Here is a 26,312-nt window from a genome sequence, read left to right as displayed (position 1 = left end):
AAACAATTAGTTGAAGGTTATAAGATACACATTTTCTAGAGCGAATGGCAAGTGTTTAAGAAAGATACATATTATTAAATATATAAGGAGAGTTTCATGAAAAAAATCATTTCAGGTATGTTAATTTGTACCGTATTATTAAATAGTTTTAGTGTGATTGCATCAGGAGAAGAGCTTGTAAAAACAGAAACAACGGGGGAGACTGGCTTGGTCACTCAAGCTACGTCAGAAACAACGACTAATTCAACGGAGGACACATCTTCTGTTACAGAAGAAAATACCTCTGAAAGAGATAGTTCTACTTCAAGCACAAAAGAAGAGTCTCTTGATTCTTCAACAAATAGTACAACGGAAGAACATTCTTCTGTTTCAGAAACAAACACAACAGATAGTAAAACAGAAGCATCACAAAGCTCTGAAGTAGAAAAAAAGACCATTGACCAAGATGAAGCGGATTATCAAGAAGCAGCACGTGAAGGAACGAACCATAAAAAAGGAACATATGCTATGAAAAACGGCATTTCTTCTAGGGTAGCGCGAGCAACAGTTGCGAACGTCTATGCGAATGATCCTAATTTGCCTGGCAAGAATTTTATTGACGTTTCTAGTTGGAATGGAGACATTTCAGTAGCTGAATATCAAAAAATTAAAAGCTATGGTGTAACAGGTGTCTCGGTTAAATTGACAGAAGGAACTTGGTATGTTAATCCATATGCTGCGGGCCAAATTAGAAATGCCAAAGCTGCGGGCTTAAAAGTTTCAGCATATCACTATAGTATGTATGTCTCTGCTGCGACAGCACAAGATGAAGCAAGATATTTTGCTCAGGCGGCGGCTAACTCTGGCTTAGATAAAAATACCATAATGTTTAATGATGCGGAAGATCCAACGCTTACAAACAATGGGCGAAACGCCCATACTAATTCTGTTGCGTTTAACCAGCAATTAAAGGCACTAGGGTATAAAAATGATGCGTTGTATGTTGGCAAATGGTGGTTAACAAATGGCTATATCGACACCTCCGCCTTCGGAAGAGACAGAGTATGGGTAGCGCAATATCCATATACTCCAGATAGTTCCATGCAGTGGAATAATGACCATGGTGCTTGGCAATGGTCTTCGCAAATGTATTTCCCTGGTTTAGCTAATTATGAAGGGCGTCCGTTTGATATTTCCATGACCTATAGTAATTTTTTAAATATGGGTAATAGTAGTGGGCCTGACTTAAGTAAGTATTACACAACTAATCCAGGTCGAGTAGTAGTAATGAAAGATGAAACATTTTATAACAACGCCGACTTTACAAGCAAAGGTGCCGCAGTGAAAAAGAATACACTAGTAGAAGTGCAAGGGATTGAGTACTCATCAACTGGGTACCCCCGTTTGGTAACACCTCAAGGATATTTAACGGCAAGAAAAGATATTGTTTTAGCGGCAATCAGTAATATTGATAAGTATTACACAGTTAATCCAGGTCGAGTAGTAGTAATGAAAGATGAAACATTTTATAACAATGCCGACTTTACAAGCAAAGGTGCCGCAGTGAAAAAGAACACACTAGTAGAAGTGCAAGGAATTGAATATTCATCAACTGGGTACCCTCGTTTGGTAACACCTCAAGGATATTTGACAGCGAGAAAAGATATCGTTTTAGCAGCAATCAGTAATATTGATAAGTATTACACAGCTAATCCAGGTCGAGTAGTAGTAATGAAAGATGAAACATTTTATAACAACGCCGATTTTACAAGCAAAGGTGCCGCAGTGAAAAAGAATACACTAGTAGAAGTGCAAGGAATTGAATATTCATCAACTGGGTACCCTCGTTTGGTAACACCTCAAGGATATTTGACAGCGAGAAAAGATATCGTTTTAGCAGCAATCAGTAATATTGATAAGTATTACACAGCTAATCCAAGTCGAGTAGTAGTAATGAAAGATGAAACATTTTATAACAACGCCGATTTTACAAGCAAAGGTGCCGCAGTGAAAAAGAATACACTAGTAGAAGTGCAAGGAATTGAATATTCATCTAATGGATATCCCCGCTTGGTAACAAGAAAAGGATATTTAACGGCAAGAAAAGATATCGTTTCAGCAGCAATCAGTAATATTGACAACTACTATACAGAAAATCCAGTAAAAATTGTAATGCTTGTCAATGATCGTTATTATACTGATTTAGAATTTAAAACACCTGGATCTCCAGTAAAAAAAGGAACTACTATTAGAGTGCAAGGAATTGAATATAGTAAAAATGGTTATCCAAGATTAAAAACATCACAAGGGTATATCACTTCGAATAAACGTTATGTACAAAAAGTGAATTAGTTAAGTAACTTAAAAAGGACACTCTAACGATTTAGTTAGGTGTCCTTTATTTAATAAATATTATTTTTGAAAAGGACAATATTTACAGTTCGATTAAGGTCTACGATAAATTATTGAAACTTACTGTTAGTTATGAGAAAATGTAAAAGATTGAATGCAGTTTTGGCTGTGTTGATGAATATATAAGTTAAACAAAATTGAAATAAAACTAGTTGTTGACTAGTTAGAGAAAGGATTTTGTATCAAATGATTACAGCTTTAATTATTGCCGGTGGGGTCGGTAAACGAATGGGGCAGGAGATTCCTAAACAATTTATTATGGTAGAGGAAAAACCGATAATTATCTACACATTGGAATCTTTTCAAAAGCATCCACTCATTGATCGAATCTTAGTTGTGTGTAAAAAAGGTTGGGAACAAACACTAGATGCCTATGCAAAAGAGTACCATATTGACAAATTACAATGGATTATTCCAGGAGGAAATTCCGGTCAAGAATCAATTAACAATGGGGTTAATTTCTTAAAAGAACATTCAAATCCAGAAGATACTATTGTTATCCATGACGGAATTCGCCCATTAGTTGATGAATTAGTTTTATCTGATGTAATTGTTAAGTGTCAAGAATACGGAAATGCAGTGACTTCGTTGCCATATAATGAACAAATTTTTGTAAAAGAAACTGAGGAAACAACTCGACAATATATTAATCGTGAAACATTGCGTCGCGTGTCAACGCCACAAGCCTATAAATTTGAAAAATTAACTTGGGCTTACGAAAAAGCATTCCGTGAGAATATTGGTATTTCTGAATCGTCATATACGAATACTATGATGGTGGATTTAGGCGAAACATTGTATTTTGCTTTAGGCTCAGATAAAAACATTAAGTTAACCACACAAGATGACTTACAGTTATTTAAAGGCTTCTTGAAAATGAAAGAAGAGTAGTGGAGGGATACCATGTTATTTACAGACGATAATTATTTATCAGACGTTGAACGAGTTTTAGAGAAGACACCAGATTGGACTAAAGTAACTAATAAATCTGTTTTTATAACTGGTGCTTCAGGCATGATTGGGACCTTTTTAATTGATGTGCTTATGTACCAAAATAAAACGAGAAATGCGAATATTTCGATCTGGGCGATGGGACGAACATTGTCGCGTTTAGAAGAGCGATTTACTAGTTATCTAGAAGATCCGTTATTCCATATAGTTATCGGAGATGTCACAGAAGAAATTCAGATAGCAGAAGCTTGTGACTATGTGTTGCATTGTGCTAGTAATACACATCCTAAATCATATGCCAGTGATCCAATTGGAACGATTATGACCAATATTGCTGGTACGCAGCATATTTTAGATTATGCGGTCAAAGCGAATAGTGAAAAAGTGTTATTTTTATCAACTGTTGAAATCTATGGAGAAAATCGTGGAGATCTTGATAAATTTACGGAAGACTATTGCGGCTATATTGACTGTAACACGCTACGGGCCGGTTATCCCGAAGGAAAAAGAGCAAGTGAATCATTATGTCAAGCCTATATTCAGAAATATGGTATTGATGTTGTTATTCCAAGAATTAGTCGTACTTTCGGGCCTACGATGTTACTTTCGGATAGTAAAGCTTCTTCTCAATTTATTATGAATGCAGTCCATAAAGAAAACATTGTGTTAAAAAGTGCAGGGACCCAACTATATTCTTATGCATATGTTGCAGATATTGTATCTGCTCTTCTGTTTTTATTAGTTAAAGGGCAAAAAGGGGAAGCTTACAATGTTTCAAACGAACATTGCGATATTACGTTACGCACTTTTGCGGAAACATTAGCCAATGTAGCTGGAACAAAAGTGATTCATGGGGAAGCCACCGCCCAAGAAAAACAAGGGTTTTCTAAAGCAACAAAAGCATTACTAGACAATCAAAAAATTTACGCGTTAGGTTGGCGGCCACTGTACGACAGTATGGAAGAACCATTAAAACATACAATTAAAATTTTAGAAGGTAGCGGAAATTGATATGCCCAAAATTAGTATTATTGTTCCTGTATACAATGTAGAAAAATATTTAGAAAAATGTGTACGCTCTATTTTAGCTCAAACGTTTACTGACTTTGAATTAATTCTGGTGGACGATGGCTCTCCAGACAGTTCTGGAGCAATGTGTGATCAGTTTGCTGAACAAGATCAACGGGTAAAAGTTATCCATAAAGAAAATGGTGGGCTAAGCGATGCTCGCAATGCTGGAATTGAGATAGCGACAGGTGAGTATTTAGGTTTCGTAGATAGTGATGATTACATTGCAGATGATATGTATGAACTATTATATACAAATATCGTAAAAGAAGATGCCGATTTATCAATCTGTGGTATTTATGATGTCTATGAGGGGAAAGAGCCTGTAGAAAAACAACAGCAATATATAGTACTAGATAAAGTAGCAGCAATGAAAATGATTTTAGAAGCTAAAGTTGTATCTGTTCATGCCGTGAATAAGTTATATAAAAAAGAAATTTTTGAAGATATCCGATACCCTGTAGGCATGATTACAGAAGATGGTGCAGTTATTTTATCTATCCTAGAGCATACAGAGAAAATTGTTATTGATACGCAACAAAAATATTATTATTTTCACCGTGCCAATAGTATTTCAAGCAATCTTTTTTCTAAGAAAGATTTAGATACAATCAATGTTTGGAAAGAAAATGAAAAATATATCTTAGACCAGTATCCTGAATTATCTAATGTTGTTCATACACGTGTATGTTGGGCAAATTTTATAGTATTAGATAAAATGATGAATAGTAAGTTAAATAATGAAGAAAAAAAAGTTCAAAAAGAAATTGTTACTTTTTTACGAAAAAATTTTAAATTTATAATGAAAAATCAATATTTTACTATGCCTAGAAAAGTCGGAGCAATCGCACTTCAAATCGGAGTACCATATTATAAGATGATTGCTATATTGGAAGAAAAACATAGGAAAACAAAAAATGAATAAATTAGGAGTAGTATTATGTGGGTAAATAACTTTTTGGAAAAAACGAAATTACCGTTTTTAATAATTTTTGAATTTATGCTTTTATTAAGAACAATTAGTCTTTATAGCTTGTTACCAAGTAAGGTAGATACTCTGGTGTTTGGGTTGATATCAATTTGGGCGATGGTTTATATTCTAAATCAGATGTTTTTTATTCTAAAAAATAAAAGATTTAAACAATTTGATCCGATGTTAGTCATTTTTATAGTCATGCTTTTTTTTGTAACACTCATTCATTACCAAACGTATTTTATAGCTAACCTAAAATTAGTTATATGGCAGGCTATTTTTTTATTAGTTATTTATCAAATTGGTAAAGAACAAGATAAAAAAACATTTAAAGTATTAGAAAAAATTCTTTTAATAGTTTGGGGAGTTTTAGTAGTTATTGCTATTTGCATGTTTTTTATACAGTATTCATATACAGCGCCTTTGGATAAAATTTATAATGGCTTAAGAATTGGCTTTTTTGAAAATCGTTTATATGGGGTATTTGCCGACCCTAACTTTGCAGCTACCATTTCTGTTGTTTCAATAATTTTATCAGTGTCATTACTTTTTCAAACTACTTTGAAAAAGTGGAAATGGTTATTGATAATGAATACTTTGATACAATGGATATATATAACTTTATCTGGATCAAGGACGGCTTTTGTAGAGCTAATGGTAATTATTTTTGTGGGTTCGTTTTTTGTAGTGTATCAAAAAACGACTGAAAAAAAATTAGGTTTGCAACTTTTATATTCTATTATTACAAGTATTGGTATGGTCTTTTTTGCCTATATAGCAACGAAGCTAATCGAAAGAGGTATGTTAGCTATTTTAGATTTGTTGAATAACGTAGAATACAAATCTACAACGAACGTTTCAAAAAATCGACCAGATGTTTCTTTGGATAGACCAGACGTAGAAAACAAGACAGATATTTCTAATAATCGTTTTGGACTTTGGAAAAGTTCGTTTGAGATATTTCAGTCAAATATCTGGTTTGGTACCTCTCCTAGAAATTTGGTAACATATGCCCAACACTATTTACCTAATACTTTGATTGCGGTTAAACAACAAACTTCGCATAATTTTTTCTTTTATACCTTAGCGACAACGGGGCTGGCAGGGACTATTCCGCTAATTCTGTTTTTAATTAATAAAATCCTAACAACATTGCAAGTTTTATTTTCAAAAAGAATCAATATTTTTAATGATAATTTTTTGCGAAATGTCTTAATTGTACTGACTATTTTAGTTTCGGCAATGTTTCTAACAGAATTAATTTTAGTTAATAAAATTGGTACCTTTTTATTTTGGCTATATTTAGGTTCTGTATCTAGTCAATTAGTAAAAAACAATAATAAATTCTTATTTTGGAGATAAAAATGAAACCATTAACGATTAAAGAAATACAAGAAACGAGCACAGAAATATTAGTATATATTGATAATATATGTCGTCAAAATAATATTGAATATTCTATTTACTACGGTAGTTTAATTGGTGTTGAAAGGCACCAAGGATACATCCCTTGGGATGATGACTTGGATATTGTCTTAACGAGACCTAATTATGATCGTCTAATTAATATATTATCTAAAGATAAAAATTATCTATTATTGAGCTTGGAAACAAGAAAGAACTATCGGTATACGTTTGCAAAATTAGTTGATACTAGAACATGTGTTAAATCGAAGCAATTTTATAATAGTGAGGACCCAGAATTAGGTGTGTTTGTCGATATTTTTCCGATTGATGGTTTTCCAGCCGCATCTTCTGAACGTTTAGATTTTGGTCGTCAATGCGAGTCGTATAGAGAAAATATGTTAGCTACCTTAAATAATTCTTATGCCATTTCTAAATCTCGATGGAAAGCATATTTAAAACGAGTACTTCTATATCCAAGGTACCGAAAATTACTTAAACAGGGAGATTATGATTTTTGGAAACGTAAATTTATGGATAAAGTAACTACTTATCCGATTGATTCAGCTATTGAATGTGGTTATATTGAATTTATCAATGAAGAATGGGGTGTTTTCCCAAAAGAATGGTTTGATCATTATGAAGATGTGTTATTTGCTGGCAATAAAGTTCGAGCAATCAAAGACAGAAAACTATTTTTATCATTACGTTATGGAAATTATATGGAATTACCACCTATGTCTGAACAAGTGACGCACCATCCGTATACTTTTTATTGGAAATAAAGTAAAAAAGGCAGGAAAAATAATGGATTATACTCGCATGATGATTATTACTTTAGATGAAAAATCAGTTCTGTTTTCAACTGATGCGCAAAAATTAGGTGTACATGTAGAAAAATATTTTTCTAAACGTCCTTTTGTTGTTAAATTATTAAATCAATTAGATAAAAGAATAGACACTACATTTGCAAGATTTTTTTATGGAGAGTGGAAAAAGAATCTTTCTGAAATAGACTTTATTTTGTTGAACTCTCATTACTTTTCACGACCGTTAATTAAATATTTAAATCGTAAATATCCGCATATCAGGATTGCTATATGGTATAGTAATCCTGTTGAAAAAGATACACCGATTTCTTATTACGCTGATTTAAACTGTGAGCTTTGGTCCTTTGATATAGGTGATTGTGAAAAATACCAAATGCATTTTAATAACCAATTTATAGACGAGACAAAGGTTGTTGCTAGTCAGGCAGATCCAAAGTATCAATCTGATGTTTGTTTTATTGGTGTAGATAAACAGCGTCTCTCTTATTTATTAGAGTTAGAAGCGTACTTTGTAGAGTGTAATTTGAATCCTTTTATCTATGTAGTAGATTCTTCGAAAAATTCTTATTCAAACTATGATTATAAGAAGCCTATCCCTTATAGTGAACTCATTAAGTATGAAGCAAATACATCGGCTATTCTAGATGTTGTACAGGAAAATCAACATGGAATATCATTAAGACCTTTAGAGGCATTATTTCTTAATAAAAAGTTAATTACGAATAATCATACAGTTTTAAACATGGATTTCTATGAAAAAGAAAATATATTTTTACTAAGTAAACAAAATATGTCTGAGATATTAACCTTTTTAAAGGTGCCTATGAAACCAGTTGCTGAAACTGTTAAAGAGAAGTATTCATTCAAAGGCTGGTTAAATAACTTTTTTATCTAAAGTACGAAAAATGAAAATCTTTGATGAATATTTTAGATTTAAACTTATAAAAGAATAAGAGGTACACTACATGAATGAGAAAGCTAAATCAGTTGTAAAAAATCTATACTATACAGTCGCTGCTAATTTTGCTACCCTTGGGATATCTGTTTTATTAAACTTATTTGTTCCAAAATTGCTGGGGGTTAGAGAATATAGCTATTGGCAATTATATGTTTTCTATGCTTCCTATGTTGGTTTTTTTCACTTAGGCTGGATTGATGGTATCTATTTAAAAATTGGGGGAGAAGAATACGAAAATTTAGATAAAAGAAATCTCGGTTCTCAATTCTGGTATTTAGCGATTTTTGAATGTTGTATTTCTGCTTTTGTCATTCTTTGGGCTTACTTTTTCATGCCGAAAGAATATCAAGGGATTATTTTGATATTGACGGCCATTGTTTCAGTAATTACAATTGCAAAAACGTTTATTCTGTATGTTTTTCAGTCAACAAATCGTATTAAGGAATATGCTCAATTATCCAGAAATGATCGCTATTTATATGTCTTGTTCATTGCAATTTACTTTGCATTAGGAGGACGAGATTTTTATTGGCTAATCATTATGGATATACTTTCTAAACTGATTATTACGGTTTGGGGAATGTTTAGAGTTAAAGACATGTTGCGTGTGAACATGATGAGTTTGAAGGAAGTTACTCCTGAAATAGTTGATAATATTAACATAGGTAGTAAACTAATGCTCAGTAGTATAGCAAGTATGCTAATAATGGGAACCATTCGCTTTTTTGTTCAACAGCGTTGGACTATCGAAACCTTTGGTAAATTGTCCTTTACTTTAAGTTTATCAAATATGTTTTTAACTTTTATTAATGCTGTTGGAATTGTAATGTTTCCGTTGTTAAGACGGACAAATAAAGAGCGATTGCCGTCTTTATTTGTCACATTAAGAGGTGTTTTTGTTCCGTTAACGTATGCAATTCTGCTGTTATATGTACCCGTCAAATTTGTTTTAGGTATGTGGTTACCCGAATATAGCGAGAGTTTGAAATTTATGGGAATTCTATTTCCTATAGTTATTTATGAAGGTCGGATGTCTTTACTAATTAATACGTATTTAAAAACGTTGAGAAAAGAAAAAACAATTTTATTTGTTAACGTATTGACACTTGCCTTGTCGTTAATCCTATCGCTGTTTGTGATTTTCGTTGTTGGGAACTTGAATTTAACTGTTGGGTTGATATTAGTAAGTTTAGCATTTCGTTGTAATTTAGCAGAAATTTTTCTATGCAAAGATATGAACGTTAAAATAGGTAATAGCACGGTATTGGAAACGTTGGTTACATTATTGTTTATCTTTAGTAATCTTTGGTTTGGCGGTAGTATTTATAGTTTCATTTCTTATGGAATTGTGTATATTATCTATTTCTTATTCATTCATAAGAGCTTTGTAAATAACGCAAAGAATTTAAAATATTTAGTAAAAGGTTGAGAAAGTTATTTTCTCTCCTTTTTTATTGAAAAAACAAACTGTAGTCTTTGACACCTAAAAATGGTAAAATTAATGTATTATTTTAAATGGAGTGGGAAACTTGAGGAACTTTTTAATCACAGGCGGCGCCGGCTTTATCGGCTCAACCTTAGCAAATTATTATAGTAAAGACAATCAAGTTGTGGTCATTGATGATTTATCAATGGGCCAAACTGAAAATTTAAACGCATCTGAAAACATCACGTTCATTGAAGGTAGCGTGACTGATCAACAATTAATGGAAAAAGTATTACAAGAGTATCAGTTCGATTACATTTTTCACTTAGCCGCGATTGCTAGTGTAGCAGACTCAGTAGCACGTCCAGTGGAAACACACCAAGTGAATTTTGAGAGTGTGTTACAATTACTGGAATTAATTCGGAAATACCAGAAAGATTTAAAACGTTTGGTGTTTGCTTCTTCTGCAGCGGTTTACGGCGATGAGCCAACTTTACCAAAACAGGAAGAATCAGTAATTCGTCCGTTAACGCCTTATGCTGTGGATAAATTTGCTTCTGAAAAATATGTTTTAAACTATTGTCATTTATATGATGTTCCAACAAGCGCTGTTCGCTTCTTTAACGTTTATGGGCCAAACCAAAATCCTAATTCGCCTTATTCTGGCGTTATTTCGATTGTGATGGACTCTTACAAACGCTTATTAGCCAATCAAGAAGTGACATTCAATATCTTTGGCGATGGAAAACAATCCCGTGATTTTGTCTTTGTTGAGGACGTGGTTCAAGCGTTGAATCTTGTCGCTCATTCTGACCAATCACTTGGGGAAGTGTATAATGTCGGAACAGGGAAAGCAACCGACTTGAATGAGTTGATTTCTTCTTTAAATGATATTATGAAAGTCACTTTACCAGTTGAATACAAAGAAGCGCGAGCTGGGGACATCAAAGATTCCTTAGCGGATATATCTAAATTACGTGCCATTGGTTATGAACCGAAATATAGTATTCAATCCGGTTTGGATAAATATGTTAAGTATGAATTAAAAGAATAAATAAAACTTATTGAGAGCTGATAGTTATCAAGAAGTTTTCAAGTAATTTGTACGAAGTAGTCATAGATAAAAAAAGTTTAATATGGTATGCTAAAATTTGTATGCAAGTATTAAATTTGGGGGATTTAACCTGTGAAAAAGAAAATTTTAATTTCAATACCCGCGTATAATGAAGCAAATAATATACGTCCTCTATATAAAAAATTAAATGAAACTTTAGAAAAAAAAAGAAACGAAGTTGATTTTGAAATATTATTTATTAATGATGGAAGCAAAGATAACACTGTGAGTGAAGTTTTATCATTAATTGAACAAACGGATAATGTTTCTTTAATTGATTTGTCCAGAAATTATGGAAAAGAGATAGCAATGAGTGCGGGCTTTGATTATTCTACACATGATGCTGTTATTACAATGGACGCTGATTTACAACATCCGCCAGCTACAATTATTGATATGATTGATCTTTGGCAGCAAGGTTATGAAGATGTCTATGCTAAAAGAAATCAACGCAAAGGGGAGTCATGGTTCAAAAAAACATCCTCTAAATGGTTTTATAAAGTATTAGGAAAACTAGCCAATACGCCTGTTTTACCAGATGCAGGAGATTACCGGTTACTTGATCGCAAGGTAGTAGAGGCGCTGAAGCAAATGAGAGAATCTCAACGTTATACGAAGGGGTTATATAATTGGGTAGGCTTCAAAAAGGTTGCAATTGAATTTGATGCGGATGAGAGATTACATGGTGAAACAAAATGGAGTTTTGGCGCATTATTGAAATTGGCAATTGAAGGAATTACTTCTTATACAACGGCTCCTTTAAAAATTTCAATGTATTTTGGCTTTTTAGTTTCTTTTGTTGCGTTTATTTATATGATATATGTATTAATTAAAACATTGATATTTGGTGCGGATACTTCAGGCTTCCCTTCATTAATGATTATGATATTATTTTTAGGTGGCTGCCAATTGATTTCTGTAGGGATTTTAGGGGAGTATGTTGGCCGTGTATTTTTAGAGACTAAGAAACGTCCCTTGTATTTTGTAGAAAATATATACAGTTTGCCAAAGAAAAATGAGACTAAAGAATCAGAGTTAAAAGAGATTGATTAATGAATATATTCATTTTACTTATAAAAAACGAGGTAGTAGTCGAATGACTGTATCTCGTTTTTCCTATATTTGAACCCACCTCACTCCAATGGTACAATAAACAAGATTGGAGTGAGAGCATGACAGATATTATTGCACATCGAGGAAGTAAAGGCACCCATCCTGAAAATACGTGTATTGCTTTCAGAGAGGCTGTTCGTGTTGGTGCTGAAGGAATTGAATTAGATGTTCACCTTTCTAAAGATGGTTATTTAATCGTTATGCACGATGAAACGGTGGATCGTACGACAGATGGTCATGGTGAAATCCAACAGTTAACATTAAACGAATTAAAACAACTAGATGCTGGAAGCTGATTTCAGAAAAATCCTTCTGTTCAATGTGTTCCAACATTGGAAGATGTTTTAAATTGTCTTGTAGAAGAACAATTCAATGGTTTTTTGAATATTGAACTTAAAACGGATATTATCCATTATGAAGGAATTGAGAAAAAAGTCGTCCAACAAATGAAGCAAAAAAACTGGCCGTTTCGTTATTTATATTCCAGTTTTTATTTTCCGAGTTTAGTTAAATTAAAAAAAGCTGATCCTAAGACAGAAATTGCCTTTATTTATGAATCTGCAGAGGATTTAAGTCAAGCGGGACCGGCATTCGCGCTTGTCGATAGTTTACATCCAAAAATGTCTTGGGTGTTGGCTCATGAAAAAGAACTTATCGCAATTGGCAAACCGCTGCGGCCGTGGACTGTTAATCGGATGGAAGAAATGGAAAATTGTTTTCAGCTAAAATTGGCAGGCGTTCATACAGATTTTCCTGAGGAAGCAAAATTTGCTCGTCAAAATTGGCAAGAAGAAGGAGAAACATAATTGGAGAAAGTATTAGTTATTGTAGGACCCACTGCGGTGGGGAAAACAGCATTAAGTATTGCTTTAGCAAAAAAATTTAATGGTGAAATTATTAGCGGTGACTCCATGCAAGTTTATCGCTCGTTAGACATTGGCACCGCTAAAGTCACAGAAACAGAAAAAGAAGGAATTCCTCACTATTTAATTGATTGCCGTGAAGTCAGCGAAACATATTCTGCCGCTGATTTTCAGAAAGAGGGTCGTCAAAAAATCAAAGAAATTACTGAAAAAGGGAAACTACCAATTATCGTTGGAGGAACAGGTTTGTATATTCAATCACTCCTTTATGATTTTCAACTAGGAAGTCGTGAGATAGATGACTCGCCTGAAATTAGAGAAACGTATAATTTATTTGCGGAAGAAAAAGGGAATCAAGCCTTATGGCAGTTATTACAACAAAAGGATCCTCTAGCGGCTGACAGCATTCATTTTAATAATCGCAAAAAAGTCATTCGTGCGTTAGAGGTCTTTGATAAAACCGGTTATAGTATTTTGACCCCGAAGGAAAAACCAGCTCGTCTCTATGATTATTATTTGTTAGGTTTGGAAACAGATCGCGCTTTATTGTATGAGCGTATTAATCAGCGGGTGGATCAAATGATGACAGAAGGACTGTTGGAAGAAGCAAAACAGATGTTTCAGCAACCACATGCACAAGCAGCTCAAGGTATTGGCTATAAAGAATTTTTTCCGTATTTTTCCGGTGAACAATCATTAGAGATGGCGGTTGAAACAGTCAAACAGCAATCGCGGCGATATGCCAAACGTCAATTGACTTGGTTTAGAAATCGAATGGCTGCGCATTGGTGGAATTTGGTTCAGCAGCCAACAGATTTGCCTAAGTTGGAAAAAGAAGTAGCGGAATGGCTACAACAGAAGGAGAGTGAGTAGGCGATGACCACTCATGAAAAAGTTATTCTAGTAGGAGTTGAGACGGAAAAAAATTATCAGACATTTTCTGCATCAATGGAGGAACTGGCGAATTTAACGGAAACCGCTAATGGAGAAGTGGTGTTTGTTTTAACACAAAAACGACCACAAGTTGATCGACAAACCGTAATCGGTAAGGGGAAATTGGAAGAATTAATTCAATTAACAGATGCCTATGAAGCGGATCTTGTTATTTTTAATCATGAGCTCACACCGCGCCAAAATCAACTGTTATCTGAAGCGTTAGCTGTGCGAGTAATTGATCGTGTACAATTAATTTTGGATATCTTTGCTTTGCGTGCGCGCTCCAAAGAAGGAAAGTTACAAGTTGAATTAGCGCAATTGGATTATTTATTGCCTCGCTTGGCTGGTCAAGGAAAACAGTTGTCCCGACTTGGAGGAGGTATTGGGACACGCGGGCCTGGTGAAACGAAATTAGAGTCGGACCGCCGACACATTCGGAATAAAATCTTAGGCATCCGTCGTGAGTTAAAAGAAGTCACTGCTCATCGTGAACGAAGCCGCCAGAAAAGACAAAATTCAGAACTATTTCAAATTGGCTTGATTGGTTATACCAATGCTGGCAAATCAACCATTCTCAACATGTTGACAACAGCAGGAACTTATTCAGAGGATCAATTGTTTGCAACGTTAGATCCTTTAACCAAAAAATGGCAATTGCCTCAAGGCATGGAAGTTACGCTGACCGATACGGTTGGCTTCATTCAAGATTTACCAACACAGCTGATTGAAGCCTTTCAGTCGACATTGGAAGAAAGTCGGACGATGGATTTACTGCTCCATGTGGTGGATGCAAGTGCGCCAGATCGTTTACAACATGAACGCACAGTTCAAACATTGATGAAAGAATTAGCGTTGGAAAATATTCCGTGCTTGACGGTTTATAATAAAAGAGATCAAGTGGACAGTAAAGAATTTGTCCCAACCTTATTTCCCAATGTATTGATCTCAACTAAAATTTCTGAAGATAAAGAACGACTGGTTCAAGCTATCCGTGCCCAAATGATGGAATTACTCGAGCCTTATCAATTAGAAATTAGCCCAACTGACGGACAACTATTAAGTGAACTTCGCCGGATGACACTAATGATTTCAGAAGAATATGCTGAAAATGAAAATCGGTATATCGTGAAAGGCTTTGCGAAAAAAAAGTCTAAATGGTTGGCTGAATCCGAAAAAGAATAAAAAATGGTAAGTTGATTAGAAATGATTTGTAAAAACAAATCATTTCTATTTTTTTGATTAGTAGGAGAAAATCAGCCGTGAAAAGATGGAAAAGTCCATATTTATCAGGTTTTTTGTTTTATGTTAGAAAATCTAACATAAGTTCTTGACAATTTGTCATTCTATTGTTATTCTAAGAAATAACTAAGAGAGGAGGATGGAGATGAGAGAAAAAGAGTTACGCCGTTCCATGTCAGTTTTTCCAATTGGTACAGTTATGAAACTAACGGATTTAACCGCTCGACAAATTCGCTACTATGAAGAACAGGGATTGATTCATCCAGAACGTAGTGAGGGCAACCGACGCATGTATTCTTTAAATGATATTGATGTTTTGTTAGAAATTAAAGATTATTTATCTGATGGATTGAACATGGCAGGGATTAAGCGTGTGTATGAAATGAAATTAGAAGAACAAAAAAACACCGCCGAGGCAACTCGTCCGTTAACCGATGCAGATGTTCGTCAGATTTTATACGACGAAATCCTTTCGCAAGGAGGACTTACTCAGCAAAATCCGTTCCAATCGAATGTACCAAGGCTTTAACGTTTCAGCAGCCAATAAAAATGAAGGATGGGGATCAGACCGATGACAAGAAAAGCCAAAACGGCAGAAGAGATTAAACATATTGCAGAAGAGGAAAACGTACGTTTTTTACGACTAATGTTTACCGACATTATGGGAACAATTAAAAATGTTGAAGTTCCTGTGAGTCAGCTAGATAAAGTATTAGATAATAAAATGATGTTTGATGGGTCATCCATTGAAGGATTCGTTCGTATCGAAGAAAGTGACATGTATTTATACCCTGATCTATCTACATGGATGATTTTTCCGTGGGAAAGCGACCATGGAAAAGTTGCGCGCTTAATTTGTGATATTTACAATCCTGATGGTACCCCTTTTGCCGGAGATCCCCGCGGTAATTTAAAACGCGCCTTAGCAGATATGAAAGAATTAGGCTTTACTTCTTTTAACTTAGGACCAGAACCAGAATTTTTCCTATTTAAATTAGATGAGAATGGTGAAATTACCACTGATTTGAATGATAAAGGTGGCTATTTTGATTTTGCACCAACCGATTTAGGTGAAAATTGTCGCCGTGATATTGTTTTAGAGTTAGAAAGTTTAGGCTTTGAAGTGGAAGCTTCGCATCATGAAGTAGCACCTGGTCAACATGAAATTGACTTTAAATATGCTGATGTAGTTGATGCTTGTGACAATATTCAAACATTCAAATTAGTTGTGAAAACTATTGCGCGCAAACATGGCTTGCATGCAACATTTATGCCAAAACCTTTGTTTGGAATTAATGGTTCTGGCATGCACTGCAATATGTCATTATTTAATGAAGAAGGTAATGTTTTTTATGACGAGTCAGGAGAGATGGGCTTAAGCCAAACTGCGTATCATTTCTTAGGTGGTTTATTAAAACATGCCCGTGCCTATACTGCGGTATGTAACCCAACAGTGAACTCTTATAAACGCTTGGTCCCAGGTTATGAAGCACCTGTTTATGTAGCTTGGAGCGGCAGAAATCGTTCACCACTCATTCGAGTTCCTGAATCTCGTGGTTTATCGACTCGTTTAGAGTTACGTTCTGTCGATCCTTCAGCGAATCCGTATTTAACAATGGCTGTCTTATTACAAGCAGGTTTGGATGGTATTCGTAATGAACTTACACCACCGCCAGCAGTTGATCGTAACATTTATGTGATGAATGAGGAAGAACGTCAACATGCACAAATTGAAGATTTGCCATCAACCTTACACAATGCCATCAAAGAATTACGTAAAGATCAAGTAATGATTGATGCATTAGGTCGTCATATTTTTGCCAATTTTGTAGAAGCGAAACGAATGGAATGGGCAGCCTTCCGTCAAACCGTTTCTGAATGGGAAAGAGAACAATATTTGGAGTTGTACTAAAAAAGAGCCCTAGGGCTCTTTTTTTTTATTTTGTTTCCATCGGTACGAATGTAATCGTTATGTCTTGTGGAATGTTATAAAATGTTTTGTAACGTCGCATCCAATTTTCTGCGGTTGTTCCTTTTTCCCAAAAGTATTCTCCATTTGGTAATAAAGGTAATTTTACGGAAGTTTCTTTATTAGCGATTGCCTCGTCAATAATTTCTTTTCTTTGTTGTTCTACCCTGTAGGTGTATGCAAACATCAAGGTATAAAAGATTAATAAGACAAGAATTCCTTGTTTAAGAATTTTCGTTATAAACAGTATTTCATGGTTGTTTTCTTTTTCACTTTGTAAATTAAAATAATAAGCGATAAATTGCAAAATAAGTATAATCCAAAAAACATACGTAATATAAAATGACCGGGGACCGATGGGCTCAGCAATGAAAAGAGGCCCAGCTGTACATACGATAGATAAGAACAAGAAAAGTAGTTTTGCTTTTAAATTACCTTTAAATTGAATGAGTATAAATATAAATATTGAAAGGTAGTATAGTAAAGCTAATAGTGCAGTGAAATCTTGACTGCGATTATAGGATATTGTGAAATAAGGATAAATAAAGACAGAGAAAACCGTATAAGTACTTATAAAAAATAGAGCTCCTTTATTTATCAGCTGCGTTGCCTTTGATTGTAAAATATCTTTATCTTGTTTTTTAGAGATTAATAAAGTTAACGTTGCTATACAAAGATTAATGAAACGATTTTGATGAAAAATATTTTCTGCCATCGGTCCTATTGTTTTATAGTAAAAATATGAAAGCGATAAATTAATTTTTTTATAGCCATCAGTATTATTGGCAGCATTTAAGTAAGCTGGATTAATTAGCATAATAATCAAACTAAGGAAACTTGTAACTAGAAAAGCAAGTAAGAACGAATCAATCATCTTTCTGGTTTTCCATGAATAAATACATAAAGCAATTGCAAGGAATGTGATATAAACGCTGATGTTTTCAGAAAAAAATTGAGTCCCGAGACTTAAAACAATACCTGTTAGAACAGGGTGTTTTAAATTAGCTGTTTCATTAGTAAATAAGTAATTCACTATTATGAAAAAAACCACTAAACTAATGACAGGAGGAACGAAGTTCACAAAAGCTGCCGGCCATCCATAAGTTTGTTGAAAAAGTTTTGTGGGAATTAATATAAGCAGAGCTAGGCTAAAAATCAAAAGAAATTTTTTATTTGCAGTTGTTTTTCTATCTAAACTTAGGTTAGTGAATTTTGTTAGTACTGTAAGTAATAATAGAATCGTGCCGCTCATAAACAAGCTTTTAATTAAAACACTACGAGTAATAATTAAAGCGAAGATATTTCCAAAGTAGCGTCCATTGTATCCTTGAAAGCCGTTTTTTAATAAATCAAGCCCTTCTTGACTTCCCCACATCCATTCATCGTGAGCGTAAGGGATAAAATAAAAAATGATGGTTAGTAGTAAAAAAGCAAGGATAATAAATTTATTTTTTTGAAGAGTTTTCAACATATTCTCCCTTTCTGTAGATCGTTATTTTCAGTTGTTATTATAAACTAATTATATATAAAAACATAGAGATAATTTGTAACTGGAAAAGGAAACTCAAAAGAATGTTTGTGAAAAATGTTTCAAATGTTTGGTTTTTACGCTATAATAAACAAGAATATGCGTGCAACTATTCTATTTTTTAGATATAAAGGATGAGAAAAACATGCGGAAAATGAAAACAATGGATGGGAATGCTGCAGCAGCTTATATTTCCTACGCCTTTACAGAATTAGCAGCCATTTATCCAATAACACCAAGTTCAACAATGGCTGAGCTTGTTGATCAGTGGTCGGCCGAAGGTAAGAAAAATATCTTTGGTCAACCTGTGAAAGTAGTCGAAATGCAATCGGAAGCTGGTGCTGCCGGCGTGGTCCATGGCTCTTTAAAAACAGGCGCGCTTACCACGACCTATACGGCTTCACAAGGGTTACTTTTAATGATTCCTAATATGTACAAAATAGCTGGAGAACTATTACCATCTGTTTTTCATGTGGCGAGCCGAGCTTTAACCACAAATGCTTTAAATATTTTTGGTGATCAAGGAGACGTAATGGCCGCGCGCCAAACAGGCTTTGCTATGTTGTCAGAAAGCAGTGTGCAAGAAGTAATGGATTTGGCACCAGTGGCTCACTTGGCTTCGATTGAAGCGAGTGTTCCATTTATGAACTTTTTTGATGGCTTTAGAACAAGTCATGAAATTCAAAAAGTGGCAGTTCTTGACTATGAAGAATTAGCACCCTTAGTAAATCAAGAGAAATTAGCCGAATTTCGTCGTCGGAGCATGAACCCGAATCACCCTTCCGTTAGTGGAATGAACCAAAATCCAGATATTCACTTTCAACAACGAGAAACAATAAATCCTTATTATGAAAAATTACCTGGTATTGTTCAAAAATATATGACAGAAATTAACCGGTTACGGGGAACCAATTATGATTTAGTGACGTATTATGGCGCAGAAGATGCAGAAGAAGTGATTGTTACAATGGGTTCAGTTGCGCAAACAATTGAACAGACGGTTGATTATTTACAAGAACAAGGAAGAAAAGTTGGCTTCCTTAATGTCCATCTTTATCGACCATTTCCAGTTGAAACATTTCTTGAAAAAATACCACAATCAGTTAAAGCAATTGCTGTTTTGGATCGGACGAAAGAGCCCGGTTCTGGTGGCGAACCGTTATTATTGGATGTCCAAAGTGCGATGTATGAAGCGGACATTCGCCCAACAATTATTGGTGGGCGCTATGGTTTAGGTTCTAAAGATGTGCTGCCAAATCAAATTGTTGCGGTTTTTGATGAATTAATGAAAGAACGTTCTGCCATGAAGAAGCGTTTTACAATTGGGATTGATGATGATTTAACTTATACTTCATTAGAAGTTGGCAAACCACTTGATTTGACGAATCCGAAAACCTATCAAGCTAAATTTTGGGGCTTTGGTTCTGATGGGACAGTAGGGGCGAACAAGTCAGCAATTAAGATTATCGGTGATCATACAGACAAGTATGCACAAGGATTTTTCTATTATGATTCAAAAAAATCAGGCGGGTTGACCGTTTCTCATTTACGTTTTGGCGAGACGCCTATTCGTTCAACGTACCTCATTGAACATTCTGATTTTGTGGCTTGTCATACAGCCGCTTATTTGCATACTTATGATTTAGTAAAAGGGTTAAAAAAAGGCGGTACTTTCCTCTTAAATACCATTTGGAATGATGAACAACTAGCACGATTTTTACCCAATCAATTAAAACGGTATCTAGCTGAAAATGAGATTCAGTTTTATACAATCAATGCAGTGAAATTAGCTAGTGAAGTCGGACTAGGCGGGCGAATTAATACCGCGATGGAAACAGCTTTCTTCAAATTAGCGCAAATTATGCCTTTTGAGCAAGTGTTGCCAATTTTAAAAGAAGAAGCACTGAAAAGTTATGGTCATAAGTCCATGAAAGTTGTCGAAAAAAATATTCAAGCAATCGATAAGACCGTTGAATTGTTGCATCAGGTACCTGTTCCAGCAGAGTGGAGAACGCTTGAAGTTCAACCGCGAAAACGTTCAGAAAATGTTAGTGATTTTGTTCATGAAATTGTTGAACCGATTAATCGTCAAGAAGGCAATGCGTTATCTGTTGCGACACTAGCGAAAAATGGGATGACAGATGGGCGAATGCCTTTGGGAACTGCGGCAGTTGAAAAACGTGGAGTTGCATTAGAAGTACCTGAATGGATTAGCGATCGGTGTACCATGTGTAATGAATGCGCCTTTGTATGCCCCCATGCGGCGATACGACCATTCTTAGCCGATGAAGAAGAAATGACTGAAGCGCCAGAAGGATTCATTGTACGTGATCTACGTGGTGCCGACGGCTTGAAATATCGTATCCAAGTCTCAGTCAAAGATTGTACTGGCTGTGGACTTTGTGTTGAAGCCTGTCCAGCTAAAGGCAAAGCTTTAGTAATGAAACCTTATGAAGAAGAAAAAGAGCAGGCTATGAACTGGGCGTTTGCTATGACGTTACGTCAAAAGGAAAACCCAGCAAAACCGAATACTGTTTTAGGTTCGCAATTTAATAAACCTTTATTAGAGTTTTCTGGTGCTTGTTCTGGTTGCGGCGAAACGCCTTATGTTAAATTATTGACGCAAATGTTTGGTGACCGAATGCTGATTGCTAATGCAACAGGTTGCTCATCGATTTGGGGTGCTGCAGCGGGTGTGACACCTTACACTACGAATGAACAAGGACAAGGTCCAGCTTGGTCAAATTCTCTTTTAGAGGATAATGCCGAGTTTGGTTACGGCATGTTGTTAGCAACGCAAGCGCGTCGCGAACGTTTAGCTAGTAAAATGACCAAAGCTTTTTCTGTAGTCAGTGATTCTTTACGTTTATTGATGGAAGATTGGATAGCACATCTGTCCGAAAGTGAAGGTACGCAACAACGTGCAGCTAAATTATGTGCAGCTTTGCTTGAAGAAAAAACGAATCAACCTTTATTGGAAGCAATTTATGACGATCAAGATCTTTTTGTTAAACCAAGTCAGTGGATGATTGGTGGAGACGGCTGGGCTTACGATATTGGCTACGGCGGTATTGACCATGTGTTAGCTAGTGGCGCTGATGTGAATATGTTAGTTCTAGATAATGAAGTCTATTCCAATACAGGTGGCCAAACTTCCAAAGCAACTCCGGCATCAGCGATTGCGAAATTTGCTGCCAGTGGGAAATATGCCTCTAAAAAGGATTTAGGGATGATGGCAATGACTTATGAAAATGTCTATGTCGCCCAAATTGCCTCAGGTGCAAACCAAATGCAGACGATTAAAGCTTTTGAAGAAGCAGAAAAATTCCCTGGACCATCGATTATTATTGCCTATACACCATGTATTACACATGGTTTAGCAGGTGGGATGAGTCAAACGTTGAAAGAAGCGAAAGACGCAGTTCATTCAGGTTACTGGTCTTTATATCGCTATAATCCATTATTGCGAGAAAAAGGCAAAGAACCAATGACACTGGATTTCAAAAAACCAGATTTTTCATTAATGAAAGAGTTTATGCGCCAACAAGTTCGCTTTGCGTCCTTAGAATCTAGTCAACCAGATACAGCGGAATTGTTATTTAATAAAACAATTAATGATGCTAAGAGACGGTTCTATAATTATGCTCGTTTAGCTGGTCAAGAAGAAAAAATTCGAGCAAAACTTGAAAAACAAAGTGAACCAGAAATAACTGCGCCAGAGAACGAGAAGCCACGAGTGAAAAAAGAACGCGTAGTTGATCCGGAAGCGGAAGCAAGAAGGGCTGCCCGCCGCGCAGAACGAGCAGCCAAGAGAAAACAACGTGAGCAAGATTAAATAGAAATCAAAAAAACGTGTCTGAGCTTTTTGCTTGGACACGTTTTTTAGTTAGAAATGCGATTTTTTGATGAAAAATTTCAAGTTATTTGAAAAAGTTCCTAAATTTTTTTGATGTTTCCGCTTGCGTTCTGTGATGAAAGAAAATAATGTGGTATACTTGTTAGGAAATCTTGAGAGAGAAGTGAGGGGTATGATGTCGTTTCAATTGAATCAATTATTAGATTTGAATTATTGGCAGCAAGTCATCTCAACGGATTTCTTATCTAAGGATTTTGTTATCAATATCATAGATATCCTAGTCGTATGGTACCTCGTTTACAAATTAATCATGCTTGTTCGTGGAACAAAAGCAGTCCAACTATTAAAAGGTGTCGCTGTTTTTATCATTATCCGCATTCTAAGTGAGATAATTGGTCTACATACATTATCTTGGTTAATGAATCAAGTCATCATGTATGGTGTAATCGCCGCGGTTGTTATTTTTCAACCAGAAGTGCGAAGAGGGCTGGAACATCTAGGGAGAAGTTCGTTTTTCCGCCCGAATAAAGGTGCGCAACAAGAAGATGAGCGTATTATTCAGGCCTTTGACAAAGCCATTCAGTACATGTCAAAACGGAAAATTGGTGCTTTGATAACCATTGAACGCAATACTGGTTTAGATGAATACATTGAGACAGGTATTGATTTGGATGCTGATATTACTGGTGAATTACTGATTAATATTTTCATTCCAAATACACCACTACATGATGGTGCAGTGATTATCAAAAATGAAAAAATTGCTGTTGCTAGTGCGTATTTACCGCTATCAGAGAGCAATTTAATTCCAAAAGAATTTGGAACGCGCCATAGAGCCGCAGTCGGTATCAGTGAAGTCAGTGACGCCATTACGATTGTTGTTTCTGAAGAAACTGGTGACGTTAGTTTGACGTTGAACAATGAATTAATTCCTGGTCTAACGCAAGAAGAGTATTTAACAATTTTGCGTAAGGAGTTAATTTCGGAATCATCGGAAGATAAAAAAAGTGCTTTGCAGCATTTTATCGATGATGTAACAAAGGGGGTTAAACGCAAATGAGAAAAGCCTCCCAAAAAAGCTGGTTTAATGGTTTGCTTTCATTGCTGTTTGCATTGTTGTTATTTTTTAATGCCAATGCAACAGGCAATAATCCCTCCAATTCAGGTTCAAGCCAAACGTATAGTGAGACACTGAATAATATTCCTGTCCAAGTCCAATACGATAAAGACAAATATTATGTCTCTGGATTTGAAGAGAGTGTGAATGTTCATTTACGTAGTGCGAACCGCATTCAATTAAACATGGAATCAAATGCTGACACACGAAATTTCCAAGTGGTCGCAGACTTAACCAAATTGCCATTAGGGACTTCGGAAGTGCCTTTGACAGTGCGGGGACTAAGTTCAGCTGTTACAGCTGAAATTGAACCAAAAACAGTGACTGTAACGATTGAAAAGAGAGTAACAAAAAAATTCGATGTAGAAGCACAACTTTCTGATAACATTGAAAAAGAAGGCTACAAAGTAAAAAATATTTCTGTAGATCCAAAAACTGTAGAAGTAACAACTGGAGAAGAAACAGCGAAAGCAATTGACAAAGTGATTGCGCCAGTCTCAAGTGCCAAACAAACAATTGATACGATTAAACAAACGGTAAATGTCCAAGCGCTAGATGCCAAAGGTCAAGTCCTAAGTATCGAAAATCCAGCACCACAAGTCAAAGTAACAGTAGGCTTAACTGCGCCAACAAAAGATGTACCACTGAATGTTAGTATGACAGGTACGCCACCAGCTGGGATCGCTCATTACAATTATAGTTTATCAACGTACCAAGTTAGGGTCAGTGGCCCGCAATCAATTTTAGATACGCTAGAATCAATTGAGGTACCGGTAGATATTTCTGATATTCGCAAAGAAACAAAACAATCAGTGACTATTCCCGTTAATGGAGAATACGTAGTTACACCAGATGAGGTTGACGTTTCTTTGAGCCCCGTGTACAATCAACAACAGTCATCAAATACAAATGAAACTTCAGGGGAACCTGCAAGTTCAACAACGGCTGGCTCAGGTAGCCAAGCAGTACAACCAAGTACATCCAGTCAAGTAGAATCAAATACTTCTGAAACAACAAGTGAGGGATCAACAGTAGAAAGTACAACTGCTGGTTCAACTGAAAATACAGAGAATCAAGTGACTAAGGAGAATCAAAATGGGTAAATATTTTGGAACAGATGGTGTAAGAGGAATTGCAAATAAGGAGTTAACACCTGAATTAGCTTTTAAATTAGGGCGTTACGGTGGTTATGTGTTGAGTCAACATGAAGATAGTTCAAGAAAACCTCGTGTTCTCGTAGGCCGCGATACACGTATTTCGGGTGAGATGTTGGAACAAGCATTGATTGCTGGATTATTATCAGTCGGAATTGAAGTTTTCCAATTAGGGGTGATTTCAACACCTGGTGTAGCATATCTTACTCGTTTACAAAAAGCATCCGCTGGCGTAATGATTTCAGCTTCACATAATCCTGCGGAAGACAATGGGATTAAGTTCTTTGGGGCAGATGGCTTCAAATTAGTAGACGATCAAGAAGCAGAAATTGAAGCATTGTTAGACGCAGAAGAAGACACCTTGCCAAGACCTTCTGCAGAAGGCTTAGGCTCGTTAGATGAATTTCCAGAAGGCTTACTAAAATATTCGCAATTTTTAGTTCAAAGTATTCCTGGCGATTTAGCGGATATGACTGTTTGTTTAGATGCTGCCAACGGAGCAACCGCAACAGCAGTCAATCGTGTCTTCGCGGATTTAGAGACAGATTTCTATACAATGGGAACAAGTCCTAATGGCTTGAATATCAATGATGGTGTGGGTTCCACTCATCCTGAAGCTTTGGCAGAAATGGTTGTTGAAAAAGGTGCAGATGCTGGGTTGGCTTTCGATGGCGACGGCGATAGAATTATTGCAGTCGATGAATTAGGACGAATTATCGATGGTGATAAAATCATGTATATTTGTGCCAAATATTTAGCTGAGAAAAAACGTTTGAAAAAAGATACAATCGTTACAACGGTGATGAGTAATCTAGGTTTCCATAAAGCTGTAGAAGAAATTGGCTTAAAAGATGTGGTAACGCAAGTGGGTGATCGCTATGTTGTAGAAGAAATGCGTAAAAATGATTACAATTTTGGTGGCGAACAATCTGGTCACATGATCTTTTTAGATTACAACACAACAGGTGATGGTATGCTTTCAGGGATTCAATTGTTGAATGTTATGAAGCAAACGGGCAAAAAATTATCTGAATTAGCGGATGAAGTGACGATTTATCCACAAAAATTAGTCAATATTCGTGTCACAGATAAAAATGGTGCAATGGAAGTTCCGGCAATCAAAGCAGTTGTCGAACAAGCAGAAGCAGAAATGAATGGCGAAGGTCGTATTTTAGTTCGTCCTTCTGGAACAGAACCATTGTTACGTGTGATGGCCGAAGCGCCAACACAAGAAAAAGTTGATTATTACGTTGATAAAATTGCTGAAGTAGTACGTGCAGAAATCGGCGTTGAATAAGAACCAATTAGAAACCAGACACTTAATGCTAGCTTGCGTTAAGTGTCTGGTTTCTTTGTTGGAAATCAAAAAAAGAAAATAGCTAATAAGCTCCGTCTATCATTGACATAGAGCGGTTAAAAGGG

At 35.5% G+C, this 26,312-nt stretch carries 19 protein-coding genes and 1 pseudogene; 19 read left to right on the top strand and 1 reads right to left on the bottom strand.

Translation table 11 applies throughout. The features are described 5' to 3' along the window. The first annotated feature begins 96 nt into the window (after positions 1-96). From IGL42_RS08780 to glnA, 15 genes and pseudogenes are all read left to right on the top strand, one after another. A complete protein-coding gene (locus IGL42_RS08780) occupies positions 97-2,331 on the top strand; it encodes a DUF5776 domain-containing protein (RefSeq protein ID WP_104680756.1) in 2,235 nt (744 codons plus the stop codon). A gap of 246 nt (positions 2,332-2,577) precedes the next feature. Continuing rightward, a complete protein-coding gene (locus tag IGL42_RS08775; RefSeq protein ID WP_002378508.1) occupies positions 2,578-3,282 on the top strand; it encodes an IspD/TarI family cytidylyltransferase in 705 nt (234 codons plus the stop codon). A gap of 12 nt (positions 3,283-3,294) precedes the next feature. Next, complete coding sequence (locus IGL42_RS08770; protein WP_002378507.1) at positions 3,295-4,353, top strand: NAD-dependent epimerase/dehydratase family protein; 1,059 nt, start codon at positions 3,295-3,297, stop codon at positions 4,351-4,353. 1 nt (position 4,354) lies between these two features. Next, positions 4,355-5,335, top strand: coding sequence for a glycosyltransferase family 2 protein (locus IGL42_RS08765; protein ID WP_010710589.1), 981 nt, complete (start codon positions 4,355-4,357; stop codon positions 5,333-5,335). A 15-nt stretch (positions 5,336-5,350) separates the two neighbouring features. Further along, positions 5,351-6,745: an O-antigen ligase family protein gene (locus IGL42_RS08760; protein ID WP_010710588.1), complete on the top strand. Its 1,395-nt coding sequence runs from the start codon at positions 5,351-5,353 to the stop codon at positions 6,743-6,745. 2 nt (positions 6,746-6,747) lie between these two features. Next, complete coding sequence (locus IGL42_RS08755) at positions 6,748-7,572, top strand: LicD family protein (protein ID WP_010710587.1); 825 nt, start codon at positions 6,748-6,750, stop codon at positions 7,570-7,572. Positions 7,573-7,594: 22 nt separating this feature from the next. Next, complete coding sequence (locus IGL42_RS08750; RefSeq protein WP_010711239.1) at positions 7,595-8,512, top strand: hypothetical protein; 918 nt, start codon at positions 7,595-7,597, stop codon at positions 8,510-8,512. Positions 8,513-8,582: 70 nt separating this feature from the next. Further along, positions 8,583-10,004, top strand: a complete 1,422-nt coding sequence (locus IGL42_RS08745) for a lipopolysaccharide biosynthesis protein (RefSeq protein ID WP_002401292.1) — start codon at positions 8,583-8,585, stop codon at positions 10,002-10,004. A 91-nt stretch (positions 10,005-10,095) separates the two neighbouring features. Beyond that, positions 10,096-11,055: a GDP-mannose 4,6-dehydratase gene (locus IGL42_RS08740; RefSeq protein WP_029656545.1), complete on the top strand. Its 960-nt coding sequence runs from the start codon at positions 10,096-10,098 to the stop codon at positions 11,053-11,055. Between the two features lie 132 nt (positions 11,056-11,187). Next, positions 11,188-12,168 carry a glycosyltransferase family 2 protein gene (locus IGL42_RS08735; protein WP_002356923.1) on the top strand — a complete coding sequence of 327 codons (981 nt, stop codon included), beginning with the start codon at positions 11,188-11,190 and terminating at the stop codon, positions 12,166-12,168. A gap of 119 nt (positions 12,169-12,287) precedes the next feature. Continuing rightward, positions 12,288-13,034, top strand: a pseudogene (locus IGL42_RS08730) (glycerophosphodiester phosphodiesterase). Next, positions 13,035-13,964, top strand: a complete 930-nt coding sequence (gene miaA / locus IGL42_RS08725) for a tRNA (adenosine(37)-N6)-dimethylallyltransferase MiaA (RefSeq protein ID WP_010710582.1) — start codon at positions 13,035-13,037, stop codon at positions 13,962-13,964. 3 nt (positions 13,965-13,967) lie between these two features. Continuing rightward, entirely contained in the window at positions 13,968-15,209 is a 1,242-nt protein-coding gene (hflX, locus tag IGL42_RS08720; protein WP_002379600.1) for a GTPase HflX, read from the top strand. A gap of 202 nt (positions 15,210-15,411) precedes the next feature. Continuing rightward, the gene (locus IGL42_RS08715) at positions 15,412-15,795 is read left to right on the top strand and encodes a MerR family transcriptional regulator (protein WP_002388239.1); all 384 of its coding nucleotides are present in this window, start codon (positions 15,412-15,414) and stop codon (positions 15,793-15,795) included. 42 nt (positions 15,796-15,837) lie between these two features. Continuing rightward, positions 15,838-17,178, top strand: a complete 1,341-nt coding sequence (gene glnA / locus IGL42_RS08710; RefSeq protein ID WP_002356929.1) for a type I glutamate--ammonia ligase — start codon at positions 15,838-15,840, stop codon at positions 17,176-17,178. A gap of 25 nt (positions 17,179-17,203) precedes the next feature. On the opposite strand, the gene IGL42_RS08705 is transcribed toward glnA, so the two are convergent. Continuing rightward, positions 17,204-18,706 (bottom strand): DUF6056 family protein, encoded by a 1,503-nt coding sequence (locus IGL42_RS08705; protein ID WP_002396595.1) that lies wholly within the window; start codon positions 18,704-18,706, stop codon positions 17,204-17,206. Positions 18,707-18,866: 160 nt separating this feature from the next. On the opposite strand from IGL42_RS08705, the gene nifJ reads away from it, so the two are divergent. The 4 genes from nifJ to glmM all read left to right on the top strand — a co-directional run bounded on the left by nifJ (position 18,867) and on the right by glmM (position 26,187). Then, positions 18,867-22,598: a pyruvate:ferredoxin (flavodoxin) oxidoreductase gene (nifJ, locus tag IGL42_RS08700; protein WP_185776359.1), complete on the top strand. Its 3,732-nt coding sequence runs from the start codon at positions 18,867-18,869 to the stop codon at positions 22,596-22,598. A gap of 196 nt (positions 22,599-22,794) precedes the next feature. Next, entirely contained in the window at positions 22,795-23,679 is an 885-nt protein-coding gene (gene cdaA / locus IGL42_RS08695; protein WP_002389035.1) for a diadenylate cyclase CdaA, read from the top strand. Then, entirely contained in the window at positions 23,676-24,839 is a 1,164-nt protein-coding gene (locus IGL42_RS08690; RefSeq protein ID WP_002362088.1) for a CdaR family protein, read from the top strand. Before cdaA ends, IGL42_RS08690 begins: the two co-directional genes overlap by 4 nt. Then, positions 24,832-26,187 (top strand): phosphoglucosamine mutase, encoded by a 1,356-nt coding sequence (gene glmM / locus IGL42_RS08685; RefSeq protein ID WP_002356936.1) that lies wholly within the window; start codon positions 24,832-24,834, stop codon positions 26,185-26,187. The genes IGL42_RS08690 and glmM overlap by 8 nt, the downstream gene beginning before the upstream one ends. Positions 26,188-26,312: the final 125 nt, after the last annotated feature.

Source organism: Enterococcus sp. DIV0712, assembly GCF_050554855.1.
GTDB classification, from domain to species: domain Bacteria; phylum Bacillota; class Bacilli; order Lactobacillales; family Enterococcaceae; genus Enterococcus; species Enterococcus faecalis.
This window is presented reverse-complemented; position numbering and strand designations above follow the sequence as displayed.